Raw genomic sequence first — 1,323 nt, 5'->3', positions numbered from 1 at the left:
GCAATTGCAAACTGCTTAAACTACAAGTCTTTCAGCTTTTCTTAGTGCCATTCGACTCAGGGCAGACTTCTGGCGGCGTATCGCCTATGCTTTTGCATAAAATCACGTATGCGTAATTTCTGCTTGTTAATTTCCCCCAGAACTGAAACGAGCAATCGCCCATTTCAGTTCTGGGGGAAAGTGGGCGCGAGCCTATGCTGAGGGAGAAAATCACGTATGCGTAATTTCTACTTGCTAATTTCCCCCAGAACTGAAACGAGCAATCGCTATTCCGGCAAGAACACCCGCTCGAAAGGTTTTTTACGATAACGCCGATAAACATCAAAATCACTGTCCAAAGTCGCTATTGCAGCGATATCTAGGCGCTCCGAAATGACGATTAGGGATAAGTCTGCAAAGTCTCCTGGTAAGTCAAAGTAGGTGGCATTCAGTTCAGCAATGCGGGAAAAGTCTTGAGGTAACAGCTGCTCACACTCGTAGAGTCCTTTAGCAATGTCTAGAAGAAACTCGTTTTGTGTGCGCCAATCAGAACTGAGTAACCACATCACCTCTGCAATGCAGATAGGCGTAGTTACCAGCTTGGAAGTACAACTTTCAAAGAAACGACATATTTGTTGATGATGCTTATCTCTGGCGCTGTAATACGCAAACAAAAACCCGCTATCTGCGAGTATGAGCGGATGATAAGTCATGAATGACGCTCTTTGAGATATTGCGCGATCGCTTTCTTGCGGTTTGCTCGTTCAGATAAGTCTGTCGGTGCATCTTGCAGGAGGTGTTGAGGGTGTCCACCTCGCCTATCAACCAAAGTTCTACCTGCTTGCAAGTTAAGCCAGCGTTCAGCAATCAAGCGTCGGATCAACTCACTCTTGTCTGTTTTCTCGTGAGCTAAGATATCGGCTAGTTGGCGTTCTGTTTCTTCGTCTAGTCTGACAGTGAGCATGGCTTTTGTCATACTTGTATTGCGCTTATGACAAGTATAACAGAGGGCTTTTTACTAGAGCGATAGCGTAAGCGCACGAATCGGGCGCTCCGCTACGCGGCTCCCAGAGACGAGAAGCGCGCTTCGTTCGGCGCAGTGCGAAGCGAGGCGGAGCGCAAGGGCGCAGATCGCACTCACCCATCATTTTCCCAACATTGCTTTCAATTTTCCGAAATCGATAAACGCAGTGTGGTAGTCATTATTAGACAAGCAACTTATAACTAATCTCTATAAATAAAGCGCGGGGATATACCCCATTCAAGCGAGCGTCATAACGACGCTCGTTTTTAAACTGAACTTCCCTGATTGACAAAAGGCGTATGCAGTGTATCTCAAGGGTT

2 protein-coding genes are annotated in these 1,323 nt (G+C 46.6%); both read right to left on the bottom strand.

Translation table 11 applies throughout. The annotated features are described in order from the left end of the window. Nucleotides 1–266: 266 nt before the first annotated feature. Complete coding sequence (locus DP117_RS34215) at nt 267–692, bottom strand: PIN domain-containing protein (protein WP_169222584.1); 426 nt, start codon at nt 690–692, stop codon at nt 267–269. Continuing rightward, nucleotides 689–955: a hypothetical protein gene (locus tag DP117_RS34210; RefSeq protein ID WP_069351273.1), complete on the bottom strand. Its 267-nt coding sequence runs from the start codon at nt 953–955 to the stop codon at nt 689–691. The genes DP117_RS34215 and DP117_RS34210 overlap by 4 nt, the downstream gene beginning before the upstream one ends. Nucleotides 956–1,323 lie beyond the last annotated feature (368 nt).

Source organism: Brasilonema sp. UFV-L1, from assembly GCF_012912105.1.
Classification (GTDB): domain Bacteria; phylum Cyanobacteriota; class Cyanobacteriia; order Cyanobacteriales; family Nostocaceae; genus Brasilonema.
This window is presented reverse-complemented; position numbering and strand designations above follow the sequence as displayed.

What these genes read in the sequence shown, in the direction of transcription:
- DP117_RS34215 (WP_169222584.1), bottom strand. Translation starts at nt 692, where the DNA reads ATGACTTATCATCCGCTCATACTCGCAGATAGCGGGTTTTTGTTTGCG.
- DP117_RS34210 (WP_069351273.1), bottom strand. Translation starts at nt 955, where the DNA reads ATGACAAAAGCCATGCTCACTGTCAGACTAGACGAAGAAACAGAACGC.